At 70.9% G+C, this 18,602-nt stretch carries 16 protein-coding genes; 8 read left to right on the plus strand and 8 right to left on the minus strand.

Annotation, left to right across the window (positions count from 1 at the left end; all coding sequences use genetic code 11):
• Window positions 1–104: 104 nt before the first annotated feature.
• A complete protein-coding gene (locus MPPM_RS08815) occupies window positions 105–911 on the minus strand; it encodes a hypothetical protein (RefSeq protein WP_096484730.1) in 807 nt (268 codons plus the stop codon).
• A 589-nt stretch (window positions 912–1,500) separates the two neighbouring features.
• On the opposite strand from MPPM_RS08815, the gene MPPM_RS08820 reads away from it, so the two are divergent.
• The 3 genes from MPPM_RS08820 (at window position 1,501) to MPPM_RS08830 (ending at window position 4,414) form a co-directional block, all read left to right on the plus strand.
• Complete coding sequence (locus MPPM_RS08820) at window positions 1,501–2,430, plus strand: lipid kinase (RefSeq protein ID WP_096484731.1); 930 nt, start codon at window positions 1,501–1,503, stop codon at window positions 2,428–2,430.
• A gap of 27 nt (window positions 2,431–2,457) precedes the next feature.
• Complete coding sequence (locus MPPM_RS08825) at window positions 2,458–3,204, plus strand: TerC family protein (RefSeq protein ID WP_096484732.1); 747 nt, start codon at window positions 2,458–2,460, stop codon at window positions 3,202–3,204.
• 241 nt (window positions 3,205–3,445) lie between these two features.
• Window positions 3,446–4,414, plus strand: coding sequence for a hypothetical protein (locus MPPM_RS08830; RefSeq protein ID WP_096484733.1), 969 nt, complete (start codon window positions 3,446–3,448; stop codon window positions 4,412–4,414).
• Between the two features lie 86 nt (window positions 4,415–4,500).
• On the opposite strand, the gene fhuF is transcribed toward MPPM_RS08830, so the two are convergent.
• From fhuF to MPPM_RS08865, 7 genes are all read right to left on the minus strand, one after another.
• Complete coding sequence (gene fhuF, locus MPPM_RS08835) at window positions 4,501–5,076, minus strand: siderophore-iron reductase FhuF (protein ID WP_157914147.1); 576 nt, start codon at window positions 5,074–5,076, stop codon at window positions 4,501–4,503.
• A gap of 199 nt (window positions 5,077–5,275) precedes the next feature.
• On the minus strand, window positions 5,276–7,549 hold the full coding sequence (locus tag MPPM_RS08840) for a TonB-dependent siderophore receptor (protein ID WP_244573524.1): 2,274 nt from the start codon (window positions 7,547–7,549) through the stop codon (window positions 5,276–5,278).
• Between the two features lie 283 nt (window positions 7,550–7,832).
• Entirely contained in the window at window positions 7,833–9,566 is a 1,734-nt protein-coding gene (gene poxB, locus MPPM_RS08845) for a ubiquinone-dependent pyruvate dehydrogenase (protein ID WP_096484736.1), read from the minus strand.
• A 240-nt stretch (window positions 9,567–9,806) separates the two neighbouring features.
• The gene (gene rho, locus MPPM_RS08850) at window positions 9,807–11,153 is read right to left on the minus strand and encodes a transcription termination factor Rho (protein ID WP_096484737.1); all 1,347 of its coding nucleotides are present in this window, start codon (window positions 11,151–11,153) and stop codon (window positions 9,807–9,809) included.
• Between the two features lie 272 nt (window positions 11,154–11,425).
• Window positions 11,426–12,211 carry a Smr/MutS family protein gene (locus tag MPPM_RS08855; protein WP_096484738.1) on the minus strand — a complete coding sequence of 262 codons (786 nt, stop codon included), beginning with the start codon at window positions 12,209–12,211 and terminating at the stop codon, window positions 11,426–11,428.
• Window positions 12,208–13,500 carry a murein transglycosylase A gene (gene mltA, locus MPPM_RS08860; protein ID WP_173807897.1) on the minus strand — a complete coding sequence of 431 codons (1,293 nt, stop codon included), beginning with the start codon at window positions 13,498–13,500 and terminating at the stop codon, window positions 12,208–12,210. Before mltA ends, MPPM_RS08855 begins: the two co-directional genes overlap by 4 nt.
• A gap of 11 nt (window positions 13,501–13,511) precedes the next feature.
• Window positions 13,512–14,231, minus strand: coding sequence for a Tim44/TimA family putative adaptor protein (locus MPPM_RS08865; RefSeq protein ID WP_096484739.1), 720 nt, complete (start codon window positions 14,229–14,231; stop codon window positions 13,512–13,514).
• A 507-nt stretch (window positions 14,232–14,738) separates the two neighbouring features.
• Between MPPM_RS08865 and secB the strand changes: the two genes are divergently transcribed.
• The 5 genes from secB (at window position 14,739) to MPPM_RS08890 (ending at window position 18,528) form a co-directional block, all read left to right on the plus strand.
• A complete protein-coding gene (gene secB, locus MPPM_RS08870; protein ID WP_096484740.1) occupies window positions 14,739–15,245 on the plus strand; it encodes a protein-export chaperone SecB in 507 nt (168 codons plus the stop codon).
• Between the two features lie 206 nt (window positions 15,246–15,451).
• Entirely contained in the window at window positions 15,452–16,090 is a 639-nt protein-coding gene (locus MPPM_RS08875) for a hypothetical protein (RefSeq protein WP_096484741.1), read from the plus strand.
• A 112-nt stretch (window positions 16,091–16,202) separates the two neighbouring features.
• The gene (locus MPPM_RS08880; protein ID WP_096484742.1) at window positions 16,203–17,456 is read left to right on the plus strand and encodes an MFS transporter; all 1,254 of its coding nucleotides are present in this window, start codon (window positions 16,203–16,205) and stop codon (window positions 17,454–17,456) included.
• A gap of 87 nt (window positions 17,457–17,543) precedes the next feature.
• Entirely contained in the window at window positions 17,544–18,047 is a 504-nt protein-coding gene (locus MPPM_RS08885) for a DUF3429 domain-containing protein (RefSeq protein WP_096484743.1), read from the plus strand.
• Window positions 18,048–18,156: 109 nt separating this feature from the next.
• The gene (locus MPPM_RS08890; RefSeq protein ID WP_096484744.1) at window positions 18,157–18,528 is read left to right on the plus strand and encodes a tRNA-binding protein; all 372 of its coding nucleotides are present in this window, start codon (window positions 18,157–18,159) and stop codon (window positions 18,526–18,528) included.
• Window positions 18,529–18,602 lie beyond the last annotated feature (74 nt).

The following is an 18,602-nucleotide window of genomic DNA, read 5'->3' on the forward strand; positions in this document are numbered from 1 at the left end:
CCTGTTCTCGATCGTTCCGGAGCGCCGCCCGGCGGCGCCCGTTCGCTGCTTCTTACAGCATGGACCGGCCGGAGTATCCGGTCGATGCGGCGGCGTATCCGGCGTCAGGCCCCCGCCCGGCTGAGGACCCGGCTCGACTCCGAGACGATGACCGGCGCGCCGCCGGCGAAGCTCACCGTCAGCGTGAGTTCGGCGACGCCCTGCGAGCGCGCGCCGCGGGAGGGGCTCAGCGCCGTGAAGTCGTGGACGATGCGCACTTGGCAGGTCGCGCTCGGCCCATCGCAGGCGACCCGTGGCTCCCCTTGCGGCTCGTAGCGCCGCTCCGGCCAGCGCCGGGCGAAGCGCCGCTTCTCGGCGAGCAGGGCGCCGGTCGACATCACGCGGCCGTGGAAGCGGACCGTGCCACCGTAGAAGCGCGGGGCCGAGGCCAGCATCGCGCCGTTGGGCGCGGACACGCTATCGAGATAGTCCAGGCTCAGGCGCCGCGCGGTCACGGCCCAGTCGCCGAAACGCGGATCCGGCTCGCTCCGCGCCATCCGGGCGGGCGGCGGGGCAGGGCGCTCGACGGGGCGCTCGCTCCGGGCGATGTGGGCGGCGCCCTGCTCGCGCGCCCGTTCGCGAATGGCGGCCCGGCGGGCGCGCCGCATCTCGGCGGCACGGGTGCGGTCCTGACGGCGCGTTTCTCGCCGGGCGGAGGGCGCGGCGGCCGACCGGTGCGCGTGGGTGCGTCCATCCGGCTCGGCCTCGAAGCGGGGGCCCGGTTTGACCGCGGGCTTCGCCCGTTCGCCCCCGGCTGCCGAGGGTTCGGATTTTGCCGGTGGATCGACCCAGTTCGAGCCCGACTGAGCCAGGGCGGTTCCGGTGGCGCAGGCCGAGGAGAGGAGAAGGGTCAGGAGCAGGACGGGGCGCATGACGGGACCGATCGGGCGAGCAGGCCTGAAGGTGCCTCACGAAGCGCCCGGCGACCGTCGGCTCTCACCTCGGACGGATGACGGCGGCGGGCATTCCGCGGGAGGCGGTCGGTGGGACGGAACGCGTGACCGCACCGCGACGGTTCCACATGTTCCGCCACCGATCGCGTACCTATACCGAGTCCGGCCCCGTTTGCGACAGGCGCTGCGCCGGAGCGCCCGTTACCCCCGCTGTCCCGCCCCGCAGCGATCCCGGGGCGGGTAAGATTCCCGCACAACCCTTCGCCGCCCGATTTCGCCGCCGGCGTCCTCATGATCCTCCTCTTGCCAACCCGCGGAGAGTCCCCACCTTGAGCGTGGCAGTCCCGACTCCCCCTGCCCTCAGGGCGGAATGGACCAACGCTCCCGGCGGGAACGTCGGGCGGGATTGCGGAGGACGGGTCCGGGCCCCTCTGACGGTCGAGGCGTCGACCGTGATGTCGGATCCCTGTTGACGCTGGCGCGAACGCGGCGCGGAAGCGTGCGAGGATAGGCTTTTGCCGGCCATGGTGGTCTCCCTGTTCCGTCCGGTCACGAGCGGAGCGGCCGCTTGAGCGCGACCGCGAGTCCGAAGAAGCGCCGTGCGCTCCTTCTCGTGAACGGCAAGGCCCGGAGCGGATCCGGACCGATGGACGCGATCCGGACGATCCTGCGCGACGGGGGGCTCGACCTCGTCGAGCCGGAGGGCCGCACCGATTGCAAGGACGAGATCGAGCGTCATGCCGGCGCGGTCGATTTCGTGATCCTCGGCGGCGGCGACGGCACCATGAACGCGGCGGCGTCGGCCCTGGTCGAGACGAAGCTGCCCTTCGGCATCCTGCCGCTCGGCACCGCCAACGACCTCGCCCGCTCGCTCGGCCTGCCGCTCGATCCGGAGGCCGCCGCGCGGCTGATCCCGGCCGCGCCGGAAAAGGCGATCGATCTCGGCTGGGTCAACGGCCACTACTACTTCAACGTGGCGAGCGTCGGCTTCTCGGCGGATCTCGCCAGCGAACTGACGGCGAATGCCAAGAAGACCTGGGGCACGGTGGGCTACGCCATCGCCGCCATCCGCCTGCTGCGCCGCGCCCGCCCTTTCACCGTGACGATCGAGCATGACGGCCGCACCGAGAAGGTGACGACGATCCAGGCCTCGGTCGGCAACGGGCGCCATTACGGCGGCGGAATGACGGTGCAGGAGGACGCCACCGTCGATGACGGACGGCTCGATTTCTACAGCCTCGAGGTCGCCCACTGGTGGCGGCTGATCGCGCTGCTGCCGGCCCTGCGCCGGGGCACCCACGGCAAGGCCGCGGATGTGCGCGCCTTCGAGACCACGGAACTGGTGCTGACGACCCGAAAGCCGAGGGCGGTCAACACCGACGGTGAACTCACCACCTGGACCCCGGCCCATTTCAAGGTCGTGCCGAAGGCGGTGCGCGTGCTCGCGCCGCCGAACGCCGCACCGGGCACCACGAGCCGCTTTCCTCTTCCCTTCTGAACTAACGGACGACGGGTGGACTTCCCCTTGGACAGCCTGCTGCAACTCGCCGCCGATCCGACCGCCTGGGCGGCGCTCGCAACCCTCGTGGTGATGGAGGTCGTGCTCGGCATCGACAACCTGATCTTCATCTCGATCATCACCAACAAGCTGCCGGCCGACCAGCAGAACCGGGCCCGGCGCATCGGCATCGGCCTCGCCCTGATCCTGCGGCTCGCCCTGCTCGGCACCGTGGCCTGGATCGTCCACCTGACCGAGCCGGTCTTCTCGGTGTTCGGCAAGGGTTTCTCCTGGCGTGACCTCATCCTGATCGCCGGTGGCCTGTTCCTGCTGTGGAAGGCGACCAAGGAGATCCACCACAGCGTCGATCCGAACCCGGAGGAGAAGGCGGGAAATCAGGCCGCGATCACCTTCGGCTCCGCCATCGTCCAGATCCTGATCCTCGATCTCGTCTTCTCGATCGACTCGATCATCACCGCGGTCGGCATGACCGAGCACGTGGCGATCATGGTCATCGCGGTTCTGGCCGCGGTCTCGGTGATGCTGCTCGCCGCCGACCCGCTCTCGCGCTTCATCGCCGCCAACCCCACGGTGGTGATGCTGGCGCTCGGCTTCCTGATCATGATCGGCATGACGCTGCTCGCCGAAGGCTTCGGGGCGCACGTGCCGAAGGGCTACATCTACACCGCCATGGCCTTCTCGGCGGGCGTGGAGGCCCTCAACATGCTGGCCCGCCGCCGCAAGCGGGGCAAGTCGCAGGCGGGCAGGCCCTGAAGCGCGGCAGTTTTCCCGTGAAAACCGCCGCGGTGCGGGCCGACCTGACATTTGGATGGCGGGTCGGCCCGAGATGGTCGAGTGGATCGGGGTCGGGCCGGATGCGATCGATTTGAGCGGGACCGTCAACCGACGGTAAGGCATCGCCGCCGAAGCCGGGCTGTTCCACCCGCGCGCTAAGGGTCCGTTCACGCGAAATCGGTCGCTTGGGACGATTGACCTGATCCCAGGCGACCGCCCCATGCGCTTCCTTCTCGCACCGGCCCTGCTCATCGCCGCGTGCGGCGCCTCCCTGGCCGCCGCACCCTCGCCGTTCCGCACGTCCCTCGCGGCGGTCGGCGGCTGCGGCGCGCACCGCACCCTCGTGGAGGAGAGGCTCGGCCGACTCGGTGCCGCCGCCGCGACGGCCGTGCCGCAGGGCGAGGCCGACCTGTTCGGCAAGCCGGCCGAACAATGGACCGAGGACGAGATCCGCGATGCCCTCGCCGTCTTCGCCGATTGCGAGATCCGGTCCGGATCGCCCGGCACCGGACGGAGCGAGCGCCTCGCCCGCGAACTGAGCGGTCTGGACACGGCCCTGCGCCGGGCCATCGTCGTCGGACACGCCCGCGGTCCTCGCGAGGCGGGCGAGGAGCGGATGCCGCACGGCGCCGGCCGCGGTGGCGCCCCGGCCGGGGCCGCCCGGCTGCGGCAGGGCCCGGCCTTCACCCCTGCCCTCCGGAGCGGCGGCGCACCGGCGGATCCGCAACCCGTCGCGACACCTGACGCCGCCCTGCCCGCGGGAGCAGCGCGCGCGGTTGCCGTGATGCCGGCTGCGATGCCGGCCGCCATCCCCGACGTGCCGGATGATGCGCCCCCCGCCCGAACCTGGCCCGCGCGGCCGGCCGTAGCCGATCCGGGGCCGGCGGTGCCGACCCGCCCGGCGCCGGTCGCCGCGCACCGGCCACCGGCGGAGCGGATCCACTGCCCGATCAGCCTCGGTACCTTCGATCTGCTCCAGGCCGAGATGCGGCTGTCCGAGGTCGAGGGCCTGCTCGGCTGCCGCGGCACCATCGATGCGACCGCGACGATCTCGGGCCTCGGCACCTTCGAGACCTATCTCTGGTCGGATCGCGGCAGCGGTGCCACGCTCACGCTGGTCTTCCAGAACAAGCGCCTGCGCTCCAAGGCGCAGCGCGGCCTCGGCGCGGAAGCCGGGCGCGGCGGCTGAGCCCGAGGCCGCTCGGAGCCTGTGAGGCCGAACCCGGTCGATCGCCTCGGCTTCACCCCGCAGGCACGGAAAGGCGCCCCGAGCGTTCAGGCGGAGGCGGGATCAGGGGCGATCGTTCCGCTTTTCGCCTCGGCCGGAAGGGCCGCGCCCTGCCTGAGCAGGGGGCAGACCCCCTCGCATTTCGAAAAGCCAGGCAGGCCGTGACGCAGGCAGCAGATCCGGCGGCGGGGTGCCTCGAGACCTGCCAGCGCGTCGGCGCGCATCAGCGTCAGCGCGGCGCAGGCGTCGCGCGGCCAGCGCAGGGCCTGCAGCGCCTCGACCGCCTCGACCGCCTCGCCGGCCCGCTCCGGATCTTCCTGCGCAATCGTCTTGAGCGTCCAGAACAGGTGGCCGCCGGCATTCTCCCACAACAGCCGGGGGGACAGTCCCGCCTCGGCCCGCAGCGCCTGGATCACCGGTGCGACGTCCTCGGCGAGCAGCCGGTCGACCTGGGCCGGGAGAGGGGAGGGGAGCGCCTGGGTGACATGGAGGGTTTCCGGCAACCCCGAATCCGGCGCGAAGCGGATCGCCCCGATGGTCACGGCCGAGCCGAGCCGCGCCCCCGCCGCGAGCGTCGGAGCGATCAGCGCAGCGAAGAGATAGCTGCTCCAGAGCGAGGCCACCGCCTTGCGCTCGGCCCCGGGATGGACATCGGCGAAGAGGGCGATCCCATCGCCGATCGCACCGCCGCGCGCGAGCGCGGACAGCGCGCAGGCCCGCGGATCGGGGTCGCGGCGGAGCCGGCCCGCAAAAGATGCGAAGGCGCCGGTCAGGGCGCCGTCGAGGGATGTCTGGAGGATGAGGGTCAGGGCGGAATCCGCCTCACCAGCGATAGATCAGGCTCGCGAAGAACTGCCGGGGCTGGCCGCGATAGCAGGCGCCGGCCTGGCAGTTGAAATAGCGGCGGTCGAACGCGTTGTTCACGTTGACCTGAAGTCGCATGCCCTTCAGCCGCGGATCGGCCTTGGCAAAGTCGTAGGCCGCCACCGCGTCGAACAGGGTGACGGTGGAGTTGCGGAAGCTGTCCGGCACCTCGTTGGCCGGACTGGTGCCGGCGTAGCGCAGGCCGCCGCCGAGGCTCAGGCCGAACAGCTCGGTATCGGGCTGGAAGGCGTAGTTGGCGAAGGCCGTGACGGTGTTGGCGGGAATCCCCGAGAGCGGGATGCCGACGGTCTCCGGCGCGCCGGGATTGCGGGTCGTGCGGATATCGACGTGGCTGTAGGAGGCCAGCACGTTGATGCCGGGGCCGAGATTGGCGGTCAGCTCCAGCTCGGCGCCCTTCGAGCGCACCTCGCCGATCGCGGCCTGGAACAGGATCGGGTTGACGGGATCGGGGCGCAGCACGTTCGACTGGGTGATGTCGAACACCGCCATGTTGAGGAAGACGTTGCGGCCGGGCAGCTGGGTCTTGATGCCGGCCTCGAACTGCTCGCCGGTGGTCGGCTGGAAGGCGGCGCCGTTCCGGTCGAAGCCGAGCTGCGGCGCGAAGGTGGTGGCGAAGCTCGCATAGGGGACGATGAAGTCCGTCAGCAGGTAGTTGGCGCCGACCCGGTAGGAGAAGGCGCGGTCGTTCGCGGTCGTCGGACCGGTGGCCGAGGGTGCGCTGTAGCTCTCGGCGAGCTGCGAGACCTGATCGTGCCGCCCGGTCAGGGTGAGGATCAGCGATCCGATCCGCGCCTGATCCTGCACGTAGGTGCCGAGCTGTTCGATCCGCTGGCGCGAGGCGCCTGTGAGCGCCGGGGTCGGGATGAACTGAGAGCCGTAATTCGGCCGGATCAGACCGCCGATCTGCAGATCGGGCACGACGAGGAAGCCGCGCCGGTCGGTGTAGCGCGAATTGGTGTAGTCGATCCCGGCGATCAGGGTGTGGGCGACCGGGCCCGTGGTGAAGCGGGTCTCGAGTTGATTGTCGAGCGAGAGCGTGTCGAGGGCGTTGGTGATGCGCCCGTTCGAGCGGCCGGCGGTCTGGAGATCCGGGCTGATCGTGTCGATCTGGGTGTATCTCAGGTCACCGAAGACGTTGTAATAGCGGAAGTTCTGCCGGAACACGACGTCCGGGCTGAAGCGGTGCTCGAAGGCGTAACCGATGCGGTACTGCCGGGTGGTGTAGTCCTGGAAGGCGGGATCGCCCGAGAACAGGTTCGTCTTCTGGAAGCGCGGATCGGCGAAGTTCGAGTAGAACGAGGCGTTGCCCGGCACGGTGTTGTCGAGATACTCGGCGAGCACCGTCAGGCTGGTATCGGCATCGGGCCGCCACGTGATTGCGGGAGCGATGAAGTTGCGGTCCTCCCGGCCTCCGGGCAGGAAGCTGTCAGCCTGCCGGAACAGGCCGGTGAGGCGGTAGGAGAGCTGCCCGTCGCTCGGCTCGATCGGGCCGCCGAGATCGAAGGCGCCCTGATAGCGGTCGTACTTGCCCCGCTGCAGCCAGATCTCGCCGAAGGGTACGGAGGTCGGGCGCTTCGAGGTGACATCGACGATGCCGCCGGGTGCGCCGAGGCCGTAGAGGCCCGCCGCCGGCCCGCGCAGGATCGTCAGGGCGTCGAGGCCGTAGGGCTCGACGCGGGGGATCGCGAAGGGCGCGGAGGGCTGGCGCAGGCCGTCGCGGTAGATGCCGACATTCGTGACCTCGAAGCCGCGGATGTAGAAGGCGTCGAAGCGCGGGTCGAAGCCGAACACGTTGGAGGAGACGCCCGGGGTGTAGGCGATCGCCTCGTTCAGCGTCTGGACGTTGCGGTCGTTGAGCTGCTCGCGGGTGACGACGGAGACCGAGGCCGGCGTCTCGATGATCGGCGTGTTGGTCTTGGTCGCCGCCGCGCTGCCGCGGGCGGTGTAGCCGACGACCCCCGTCGGGCCGCCGCCGCCGCCGCTCGTGGTCGACCCCACGCCGACGGCGCCGGCCGGGCCGGGCGGCGCGACGACTGGGGACGCGGGCGGCCCGCCGCTGGCCGGCCGCGGAGCCGGCTGCTGCGCGCGGGAGGCCTCCACCGAGATCGTATCGAGCGTCGCGCTCGCCGGCTGGGCCAGGGCCGGAGCCGCGCCGACCAGCAGGAATGCAGCGAGAGGGGAAGTAGCGCGAGCGTATCGGGACGCGGACATGGCAGACCCTTGAGGCAGACCACAGCCATGAATGTCGCCGCGAGCCTGTATCGACAAGGGAAACCAGAGTAAAATCAGTTACTTGTAGTTATTATAAAGTGAGATACGGCGTTGATTGCGCTGTGTCGGCAGGCGCTTGCGGATGATGCGCGGTTGGATGCGCGAGCGATGTTGCAGCCCAGTGTGACCGCCCGGCAACGGCGTGCGATTACAGGCTTGGCCTCGGTTTGACGATGCCGTCCGCCGCGCCCGGACCGGTTCCGGAGCGCGGCGGACGCTTGGCTCAGCGGAGCAGGTTGGTCTTGGCCAGATCGAGGATGGCGTCGCCGCGCCCGTTCATCACCGCCTGGAGCGCGTAGAGGCTGAAGCCCTTCACCTGCTCGGCCTGGAGCTTCGGCGGCATCGCCAGTTCCTGGCGGTTCGTCACCACGTCGAGCAGGGCGGGGCCGGGATGGGCCAGCACGTCCCGGATCGCGCCTTCCAGATCGCCCGGATCCTCGACCCGGCGGGCATGGATGCCGATGGCGTTGGCCATGGCGGCGAAGTCCGGGTTCTCCAGCGTGACCCCGGTCTCGAGATAGCCCGCGGCCTTCATCTCCAGCTCGACGAAGCCGAGCGTGCCGTTGTTGTAGATGACGACCTTCACCGGCAGCTTCTCTTGGCGAAGGGTGAGGATGTCGCCCATCAGCATGGCGAAACCGCCGTCGCCCGAGAGCGAGATCACCTGCCGGCCGGGGCTCGCCGCCTGAATGCCGATGGCGTGGGGCAGGGCGTTGGCCATCGAGCCGTGCGCCCAGGAGCCGATCAGGCGCCGACCGGCGGTCATGGAGAGGTAGCGCGCCGCCCAGACCGTGGGCGTGCCGACATCGGCCGTGAACACCGCGTCGTCATGCGTCGCCTCGCTGAGAAGCCGGGTGAGATATTGCGGGTGGATCGGCTTGCGCCCCGGCTTGCCGGTGGCGAGGTCGTCGAGATCTTCCCGGGCCTTGGCGTAGTGCTTGAGGCTGGCCTCCAGATGGCGCGCGCTGTCATTGCCGGTCAGCCGCGGCAGCAGCGCCTCGATGGTGGCGGCGACATCGCCGACGAGGCCGAGTTCGAGCCGGCAGCGCTTGCCCAAATTCTCCGGGCGCAGATCGACCTGCGCGATCTTGGCGTGCTCGGGGTAGAACTGGCGGTAGGGGAAGTCGGTGCCGAGCATCAGCAGGGTCTCGCAGGCCTCCATCGCCGCGTAGCCCGAGGAGAACCCGATCAGGCCGGTCATGCCGACATCGTAGGGATTGTCGTGCTCGACATGCTCCTTGCCGCCGAGCGCGTGGACGATCGGGCTCTTGAGCCGCTCGGCCAGCCGCATCAGCGGCGCGTGCGCCCCGGCGCAGCCGCGCCCGCACAGCAGCGTGATCTTCTTGGAGCCGTTGAGGAGGCCGGCGAGGCGGTCGAGTTCGTCGGCCGGCGGCACGGCGGCGGGCGCGCGCGGGCGCAGGGTCGCGGGGGCGGCGAGCGCGCGCTTGGGCGCCTCCTTCAGCGCCACGGTGCCGGGGATGACCACCACGGCGACGCCGCGCTTGCCCACCGCCGTGCGGATCGCGGATTCGAGGACGTTGGGCAGCTGCTCCGGGTCCGAGACCAGTTCGCAGAAATGGCTGCAATCGCGGAACAGCTCCTCGGGCCGCGTCGCCTGGAAGTAGTTGAGGCCGATCTCGCTCGACGGGATGTGGGCGGCGATCGCCAGCACCGGCGTGCGGGTGCGGTGGGCGTCGAACAGGCCGTTGATGAGGTGGAGGTTGCCCGGTCCGCAGGAGCCGGCGCAGACCGCGAGTTCGCCGGTCACCTGCGCCTCGCCCGCGGCGGCGAAGGCGGCGACCTCCTCGTGGCGGACATGGACCCAGTCGATCACGCCGCGGCTGCGGATCGCTTCCGTGATCCCGTTCAGGCTGTCGCCGACGAGGCCGTAGACGCGGCGTACCCCCGCCTGCTGGAGCGTCTCGACCACGAGATCCGATACGTTGCGGGTTGCCATTCGCCGTCTCCGTGCCCAACCGCCCGCGGGCGGTCATGGCGGGCCAACGTCACACGAAAACGAAGGTTCGAGTGGCCGGAAGATTTTGTGATTGCTGCATAATCTCACATGGTGGGCCGACGCGTTCCGGCAGGATTGCCCCTCGGACGGCAACGCCGAGGCACGGCCGGAAACGAATGAGGGGCCGGCCGATCGCATCGGCCAACCCCTCGGCAGGACATCGCGATAAGGCGCCTCGCCTTACGTGTTCATCGAGTCGAAGAAGTCGCTGTTGCTCTTGGTCTGGCGCAGCTTGTCCATGAGGAACTCGATCGCGTCGGTGACGCCCATCGGGTTGAGGATGCGGCGGAGCACATAGGTCTTCTTGAGCGAATCCGGCGGCACCAGCAGCTCCTCCTTGCGGGTGCCGGAGCGGGTGATGTCGATGGCCGGGAAGATGCGCTTGTCGGAGACCTTGCGGTCGAGAATGATCTCGGAGTTGCCGGTGCCCTTGAACTCCTCGAAGATCACCTCGTCCATGCGCGATCCGGTATCGATCAGCGCGGTGGCGATGATGGTGAGCGAGCCGCCCTCCTCGATGTTGCGGGCCGCGCCGAAGAAGCGCTTGGGCCGCTGCAGGGCGTTGGCGTCGACGCCGCCGGTCAGCACCTTGCCGGAGGAGGGCACCACGGTGTTGTAGGCGCGGCCGAGGCGGGTGATGGAGTCGAGCAGGATCACCACGTCGCGGCCGTGCTCGACCAGGCGCTTGGCCTTCTCGATCACCATCTCGGCGACCTGCACGTGGCGGGTGGCCGGCTCGTCGAAGGTCGAGGCGATGACCTCGCCCTTCACCGAGCGGATCATGTCGGTCACCTCTTCCGGGCGCTCGTCGATGAGCAGCACGATGAGGTAGCATTCCGGGTGGTTGAGGGTGATCGACTGCGCGATGTTCTGCATCAGCACGGTCTTGCCCGTGCGCGGCGGCGCGACGATCAGCGCGCGCTGGCCCTTACCGATCGGCGAGACGATGTCGATGATGCGGGGCGAGAAGTCTTTCTTGGTCGGATTGTCCAGTTCGAGCTTGAACCGCTTCGTCGGGAACAGCGGCGTCAGATTGTCGAAGTGGACCTTGTGCTTGATCTTCTCCGGGTTCTCGAAGTTGATCGTGTTGACCTTGATCAAGGCGAAGTAGCGCTCGCCGTCCTTGGGGCCGCGGATCGGGCCCTCCACCGTGTCGCCGGTGCGCAGGCCGAAGCGGCGGATTTGCGTGGGCGAGATGTAGATGTCGTCCGGACCCGGCAGGTAGTTCGAGTCGTTCGAGCGCAGGAAGCCGAACCCGTCCTGCAGCACCTCGACCGTGCCGGCACCGATGATCTCGGTCTCGTTGGCCGCGAGCTGCTTGAGGATCGCGAACATCAACTCCTGCTTGCGCATGGTCGAGGCGTTCTCGACCTCGACCTCCTCGGCGAAGGCGATGAGTTCGGTCGGCGATTTGGACTTGAGGTCCTGGAGCTTCACCTCGCGTCGGGCGGCGAGATCGGCCGGCGCGGCGGCGGCGGCTTCGGCCGGAGCTTCGACGGGGGCGAGAGCGTCGTTCTGTGACGTCATGTGGGGAGATGCAACCAACGAAGGGCGGGAAGAAGTCGGCCGGTTCGGGAGCAGGGCCAGGCGCCGGGGAAGCGCCCCGGGGTCCGTAGCCGTCGCGGGCGCGCGGCCCGGCCCACGCATCGGTTCCGCTGGGCCGAAGAGACCGAGGAATGCGACACGGCTGCAATGGGAGAGCATGGCTCAGTAGCGCGTTTCGCCCCCTGGCTCAAGACCCCTTCGCCGATTTGACCTCAGGTTCCTTCGGGCCCGCACGAAGGCCGGCCCCCGGCGGGCTATCGGCGCCGCAGCCGCACGTAGAGGGCGCCGGCCCCGCCGTGCTGGCGGCCCGCCTCCTCGAAGCCGAGCACGAGGCCGCGCAGCTCCGGGCCCCTCAGCCAGTGGGGCACGCTGCGCCGAAGCACGCCGCGCTCGGAGAAGCCGCCGCGGTCGTGGCCACCGAAGCCCTCGCCGCCCTTGCCGGTCACCACGAGCACCCTGGCATGCCCGGCCGCGCGGGCGCGCAGCAGGAAGCCGACCAGAGCCGCGTGCGCCTCCGCCTGATAGAGGCCGTGAAGGTCGATGCGGGCCTCGATCGCCAGCGTGCCGCGCTCCAGGCCGCGCCGCTCGCGCCGTTCCAGCCCCGGCGCGCCCGGCGGAGGCGGCGGAGGCGGCGGAGCGGCCTGCACCGGCGCGGTGGAGACGCGGGCGATTTCGGGGGCGAGGTCGCCGAGCTTGAGCGGCTTCGAAGACGAGCGCGGCATCGAGGCGGCCGGCGCGGACCGGTGCGGGGGAGGGGAGGCGAGCTTCGGCGCGGATTTCAGGACGGCCTTGGCCGCCGGCTTTGCCACCGTCCTCAGGGCAGGTCGCGCGACCGATGGCGGCGCGGCCGATGACGACGCGACCCCGCTCGGCCGGTCCGGTGCGGCGGATCGCTCCACCTCGGCTGGGGGCGCCTCTGCCGGTGCCTTCCTCGGCCGCGTCCGGCCCCGCAGCGGCGTGATCAGCTTGGCGATCTCGCCCCAGAGATGAGCCTCCTCGCGCGAGAGCAGGCGGGGCCGCCGCGGCGGTCGCTCCCTCACGGCCGGGGCTCCCCGGCGCCGGCCTCCGGCACGGCCGAGTCACGGGCGGAGGCCGGGGCCTTCGCCGGGCCCTGTACGGCCTCCGTCTGGTCCGACGCCGGCTTGGGGATCAGCACGACGAAGCCCATGCGGTCGTGCAGGTCGCCCGCCGCCCGGCCGGCGGCGGCGCCGGTGCCGACATAGAGATCGCCCCGCGCCGGGCCGACGATCGCCGAGCCGGTATCGGCCGCGACGACGAGGTGGCCGCGTCCGGGCTGGCCCGGAAGCTTGCCCTCCAGCCAGAACGGCAGGCCGTACCGCCACAGATTGCCGTCGACCGCCATGCTGCGCCCCGGGCTGAGGGGCACGCCGGCGGCGCCGGGCGGGCCGAGCGCCGGGTCCGTCACCGGCTCGGTCCGGAAGAAGATGTAGGATGCGTTCATCCGCATCAGCCGGCGGGCATGGTCCGGGTTCGCCCGCAGCCACGAGGTCCAGCGCTCCAGGCTCAGGCCGTTGATCGGCAGGTGGCCCTCGTTGACGAGCAGCTTGCCGATCGAGGTGTAGGGCTGGCCGTTCTTGCCGTCGTAGAGCACCCGCATCCCGCGCCCGTCCGGCAGGCGCACGCGCCCGGAGCCCTGCACCTGCAGCACGAAGAGATCGACGGCATCGCGCAGCCACAGCAGCGGCCGGGTGCGCTCGCCGAGCGCCCCGTCCTCGATCGCCGCCCGGTCGGGATAGGGCACGAGCCCGGCCTCGGTGTGCCGGCCCGCCCGGTAGATCGGATCGAGCCCCGGCGCGGTCTCACCTGGGGCGAGGCTGACAAGGTCGTCGGGCCGGGCGAGCACCGGGGCGGTGTAGCCGGGGCCGGGCTCCAGGGATCCCGTCAGTTCCGGCTCGAAATAGCCGGTGAGGAAGCCGACCCGGCGCTCCGGCTCCTTTTCGGAGGCCGGGCGCACGATGCGGTAGGCGGAGAACCGCGCCTCGAAGAATGTCTTGGCTCCCTCCGGCGTGACCTCGGCGGCCGCGGCGCAGGCCGCCGCGAGGTCGGCCGGCGAGCCCGTGACAGCCTCGGCCTGGGGCGGGTTGGGACCGGGCCCGGCGCAGGTGCGGCGGAAGGCATCGAGGGCCGCTGCGCCGTCGTCCTCGCGCCAGCCGGGTAGCGTCTTGAGCGCGACCGGCTCCAGCACCGCGCCCGGCACCTGCGGAGGTACGCGCGCAGGCCCGGCCGCGCCGGCCCGCACCGCGGGAACGGAAACGGCCGCAGCGGCGAGGACCGCTGCGGCCGGAAGGGAAACACGCGAACGCGGCATGGTGCGCTCGATCAGCCGCCCGCGTCGGTGGCGACGAGCTGCCAGTTCGGATCGCGCGAGCCGAGCGTGCGGGCGAAGGTCCACACGTCGGGCACCTCGACGCCGGTCTCGGCATTGCCGTCGATCACCTTGCCGTCCGCGTCGCGGGTGGCGGTGATGAGGTTCGAGAGGAAGCGCACGGTGATCTGCGCGACGCGGTTCTTCACCTCGACGGCGACCATCTCCGCCTTGTCGATGGAGATGAAGGTGGTCTCGACGGTCTCACGGCGCTTCTCGCGCTCCGAGATCGCCCGCTCGAAACCCTCGCAGACCTCCCGCGAGAGGAGCGCGCGCAGGGTCTTGCGGTCTCCCTTGGCGAAGGCGATGACGATGGCCTCGTAGGCCCCCTTGGCGCCCTCCAGGAAGGCGCGCGGCTCGAAGGCCGGCTCGGCCTGAACCACCTGCTCCAGGCCGCGGGCGACCGCCGAGCCCGGCTCTGCGATGCCGCGCCAGTCGCGGGTCGCGGTCTGGACGGCGGCTCCCGCCTGTCCCCGGTCGGCGCCGGGCAGGCGCACCACGTTGTCGCCCTCGCCGCGGCCGGCGGCCGGCGGCTCGGTGCGGTTGCGCTCGACCGGCCGGAAGGGCGAGCGCTCGGTGCCGGTCTTCTGGCCGAGGACCGAGCGCAGCCGCCAGATCACGAAGACGGCCAGCGCCAGGAAAATCAGAGTGGTTGCGTCGAAGGAATCCTGCATCACCGATCCGAATCGTGACCGTCGCACACGTGAGTCCGGCGCCCGCAAGGCCGCCCGGACGGGAAGGGCCGTTCCGTGAACCCCCTCCGCCACACCCGGGCGGATGACTTCGCGAGGCCCTCCCGTTGCCGGAGAAGGGTTCGTGAAACCGGCTCTTAGCCGAGGGCGGCGCGGGGATCGAGCCGGAAACGGTTGCCTCGAAAGGCGCTTGGGTCTGAGTGTCTCCGACTGTTCGAAGTCCGTGACCTTACCGTGATATGGGCGCACCTGCGAGGTATTCCAGGCAAACGGTTGAGACGAGCGTCCGCGTCCCTTTCGCGCGCGTCTCCGCGGCACCGGTGAACCGGCCGCGACGTCGTTGTTCGGAGCCGTGAGCCGGGGGCGGCCGATTGGTTCGGTTCCGCTTGTTCGCCGGAAACGGGCATGGTAGCCGCAGCCCGCGCCGGAGGGGCGCTCTTGCGCGCAACCTCGAGCGCGCAAAGACGACGCTAGTCAAGGAGAGACGCCATGGCCGACACCGCGGCACCGAACGGCAACGGCGCACAGGGCCAGGATCTCGCGCCCGCGATCAACGCGCTGGCGCAGTACGCCAAGGATCTCTCCTTCGAGAACCCGAACGCGCCTCGCTCCCTGCAGCCGCAGGAGGGCGGGCCCCAGATCAACATTCAGGTCAACGTCAACGCCCAGCAGATCGCCGAGGCCGATTTCGAAGTCGAGCTGACGCTCGAGGGCGATGCCAAGATCCAGAACGAAGTGCTGTTCGCCTTCGAGCTGAAGTACGCCGGCATCTTCCGCATGCGCAACATCCCGCAGGAACAGATCCACCCGGCGGTGATGATCGAGTGCCCGCGCCTGCTCTTCCCGTTCGCGCGCCAGATCGTGGCCGAGGCCGTGCGCAACGGCGGCTTCCCCCCGCTCTACATCGACCCGATCGATTTCGTCGGCCTCTATCAGCAGAAGATGATGGAAGCGCAGGCCGCCGGCCAGGGCGCGGGTGCGCCGCTCGCCTCCTGAGGCGAGGTTCTGGCACGCCCTGAGCCGCGGGACCCTTCGGGGTCCCCGAGGCTTTTTTCAGCAGGATCCCGGTGCCGCCGGCGCCGGGATTTTTTATGTCATTTGTTTGATTTAGCGGGTGCTGTGACCTTCCGGTTGCAGGGCTCGCGCAACGGCTGTGTTGCCGCCGGGGGTGCCGATTCCGGCCGTCGACCAGAGCCGTCCCGATGTTCCGCCGCTCGATCCCCGCCGCGCTTCTCCTGGCGCTCGGCCTCTCCGCCTGTGTCACCGTTGCGCCCAACACGCTCTCCCCGCAGGAAACGGCGAACCTGAATTTCAGCAGCCTGGAGGTTCGTGTCCCGCCGCAGACGCCGATCGCCTGGAGCGCGGCCGAGGACGATTACCTGCGCGCGCGCGGCCTCTCGCAGACCGATCCGGCGCTGACCGCCACGCCGGAGGCCCGCGCCCACCTGCGCGATCTGGCCGCGAGCCGCCTCAAGCGGGCCCTGGAGCGGGTGATGGCCCGTCGGACGCAGGGCGCGCGCCCGGTCCGGCTCGTCGCAACCGTGACGCGGGTCGACATCCCCTCAGTGGCGCAGCGGGTCATCGTCGGCGGCCATCCCGCGGTCCAGGCCGATATCGAGGTGATCGATGCGCGCTCGGGCGCGGTGCTCACCACTTATCGCGGCGCGGTTGGGCGCCGGCCCGCCGGGCAGGGGATCATGGCGCTGGCGGATTCGGTCGCCGTCTCCGGGGCGCCGACGACCTGTTCGACCGGGCAGCCAACGATTACGCCAAGGGCTTCGACGGCTGGCTCGCCCCGCGCTGAGCGGTCGCGGCGACGCGAGGGCGGCCTTGCGGGTTGAAGCGGGGCGGGGCGTCTCAGCCCCGCGCTTCGCCTCCCGCATTGCCCGTGCCCCGGCGCTGCGTTAGGGGGCCCGCCCCCGGTCCTGCGGCCGGCCCAGCCCCAAGGACAACATGGCGCCCACCACCCACCTCGCCCTGATCAACGTCTTCATCGGCGACATCCAGGGCGGGCTCGGGCCTTTCCTCGGCACGTGGCTCGCGCAGATGCGGCAGTGGAGCCCGTCGCAGATCGGGCTCGTCACCACGCTGGTGGGCGCAGGCACGTTGCTGCTCAGCGGTCCCTTCGGCGCCCTGGTCGATCGCCTCGGACGGCCGCGCCTGCTCATCGTGATCTCCTGCGCCGCCATCCTCGCCGGCACGCTGCTCCTGATGCCGGCCCACGCCTTCGTGCCGGTGCTGGCGGCGCAGTTCCTGGCCGCCGCAGGTGGCACGCTGCTGCTGCTCGCCGTCACCGCGCTGACGCTGGGCGTCGTCGGCAAGGAGGCGTTCCCGCGCCAGCAGGGGCGCAACCAGGCCTTCAACCATGTCGGCATCCTGATCGCCGCCGGGCTCATCACCTTCGGCACGTCCCATTTCGGGCCCGAGATCGCCTTCTGGGTGCTGGGCGGCATGGCGGCGGCGGCCATCGCCGCCGCGCTGGCGATGCCGGGCCGCGCCTTCAACCGGCGCCGGGCGGCCGGCTGGAAGGAGGAGGACGAGTCGGAGCCGGCCCGCTCCACCTACGCACAGGTCTTCACCAACAAGCGTCTGCTGGTGCTCGCGGTGGCGCTCGCCCTGTTCCAGCTCGGCAACGGCGGCATGCTGACCCTGCTCGGGCAGAAGCTGGTGCACACGGCGGACAACCCCACCGCCTGGACCGCCCGCTACGTCATGGTGGCCCAGCTCGTGATGGTGCCGGTGGCGCTCGCCGCCGGAACGCTGGCCGACCGGCGCGGCCGGCGTCAGCTCCTCATCGCCGCCTGCCTCGCCCTGCCCGTCCGGGCGGCGCTCTCGGCCTTCATCGACGACCCCGTCTGGCTCATCTCGGCCGAGATCCTCGACGGCGTGGCCTCAGGCATCATCGGCGTGGCGGTGCCGGTGGTGGTGGCCGACCTCACCTGGGGCTCCGGCCGCACCCAGACGGCGCTCGGCACCGTCAACGCGGTGCAGGGCGCGGGCGGCGCGCTCTCGGCATGGTACGGCGGCCTCGCCCAGGAATGGTTCGGCTGGAGCGGATCCTTCCTCGCGCTCGGGGCGGCCGGTGTCCTGGCGCTCGCCCTGGTCTGGTGGCTCGCCGCCACCACCGAGAACAGCCGCTCCCAGCGCCGCCGCACCCGCCGCGAGGAGCGCCGCCGCGCCGTCCGTTCCGCCGAGAAGCCGGCCTGATCCGCGGCTGCTGCGCACCTGTCCGGCACGGAACAGGTCGGCGCGCCGGCCGTTCACCGGGCGCTTCCCACCGGTCACGAGGCGCGCATGGCCCGAACCCTGGACGACGAGAAGGGCCGCACGATCCGCGCCTACGAGCCGCGCGCCGTGCCCTGGCTCAGCGTCGTGTTCGGCTACGGGCCGATGCTGCCCTTCGTCGCCGGGGCGGTGCTGGTGTGGCTGCTGCGCGGCGCGCTGGCCGAGGCGGTCTTCAACCTGACGCTGCTCTGGGCCTGCGCGATCCTGCTGTTCCTCTCCGGCGTGCGCCGCGGCGTCAGCTTCCGCACCGAGGGCGGGGCGACCGGGGCGCAGATCGCCACGATGCTGAGCCTGTTCCTGCTGGGCTTCGGCGCCCTCGTCGCCTTCGCCCTGGGCAAGCCCGCCATCGCGCTGGGCCTGCTGATCGTCGGCTTCACCGCGATCACGATCCTCGATCCGGTCGCCGCGCGGCGGGGCGAGGCACCCCTGTTCTTCGAGCGCCTGCGGCCGGCGCAGATCCCGCTCGCGGTCCTCAGCCTCGCCGCGCTGCTGGCCTATCGCCTCACGCTCTGAGACGCCGTTCGGCGGAAACATCCCCCTTGCTCGACCATGTGGTCCGGCTTGGAGACCGCCCTCGGCTTTCGTAGAAGGCCGCACCGCCTCCAAGCGCTCAGACCGGCCCATGCATGTCAGCCACGATCCCGCCGCTCCGGAATCGAAGAAAATCGGGTTCGACACCTTCCTCGCCGTCGATATCCGCGTCGGGACCGTCGTCGCGGCCGAGCCCTTCCCCGAGGCGCGCAAGCCCGCGATCAAGCTCGTCATCGATTTCGGGCCGGTGATCGGCCTCAAGCGCTCCAGCGCGCAGATCACCGAGCACTACACCCCCGAGACCCTGGTCGGCCGGCAGGTCGCGGCGGTGGTGAACTTCCCGCCGCGCCAGATCGGCAAGTTCCTGTCGGAGGTGCTGACGCTCGGCTTCGCCGACGCGGCCGGCGCCGTCGTGCTGTTCGCCCCCGACCGACCGGTGCCGGACGGCAGCCGTCTGTTCTGAGGCACCCTCGGGTTGCCGCCTCACGGCCGCCTGCGATAGAGCCGGGCTTCCCTTCCAGAACCGCTCCGATCGGC

The sequence above is a fragment of the Methylorubrum populi genome (genome assembly GCF_002355515.1).
GTDB classification, from domain to species: Bacteria; Pseudomonadota; Alphaproteobacteria; order Rhizobiales; family Beijerinckiaceae; genus Methylobacterium; species Methylobacterium populi_A.